1 protein-coding gene is annotated in these 634 nt (G+C 30.3%); it reads left to right on the top strand.

All coding sequences use genetic code 11. The annotated features are described in order from the left end of the window. Nucleotides 1–67 precede the first annotated feature (67 nt). Nucleotides 68–544: a cysteine permease gene (locus CSUIS19073_RS08280; protein WP_086237451.1), complete on the top strand. Its 477-nt coding sequence runs from the start codon at nucleotides 68–70 to the stop codon at nucleotides 542–544. Nucleotides 545–634: the final 90 nt, after the last annotated feature.

Below are 634 nucleotides of genomic sequence, written 5' to 3'. Positions count from 1 at the left end.
GGGGGATGGAATTTATTGAAATTTTTTTGTTTATTTATTAAAATATGCTAAAAATTTTGGAGTTAGCGTGATTAAATTTACCTTGGCGTCTAATAATTTTTTAGATGAGTATGTGTTGAATTGCGAATTTTCTCATATTTGTAAAATTTCAAATGGTGCTTATAAATTTTGGAAAGAAGTGGTCGCGGCTTCATATCAAAACTCTCGCACTGTATTTTTGCATAAAAAATCAATTCCATCAAAGTATCAATATGCCATAAAATCCTGCACAAGTCTAGATGGTTTTGTGCTAGCAAGTGCATTTTGCTCATTTACTGGCGTGGCTAGTTCGCATTTGACTATTTCAAATGGCTCAAATTTAATTAATTTACTTGAGATTAAGATGGTTGATAAGTTTAAATTTGTCAATATTAAAAAGCTTTATGATGACCTTGGGTTGCCATATTCAGCTCATATATATATAGAAAAATGTAAATATTTTTCGCCAACACCATTTGAAAAGCGTATCAAAATCACAGATACGCTCTGTCTTGGATATTATTAATTCTTATGCTTATTTTTTATCTTTATCGCTTCAAATATGAATTTAATATATCCGCCCTTATACCAACTTTTGTGTGCCTTGATTAAGGAG

It is taken from the genome of Campylobacter sp. RM19073, from assembly GCF_024723495.1.
Taxonomy (GTDB): domain Bacteria; phylum Campylobacterota; class Campylobacteria; order Campylobacterales; family Campylobacteraceae; genus Campylobacter; species Campylobacter porcelli.
The sequence above is the reverse complement of the archived record's forward strand: the minus strand, read 5'-3'. Positions and strand labels throughout refer to the sequence as shown.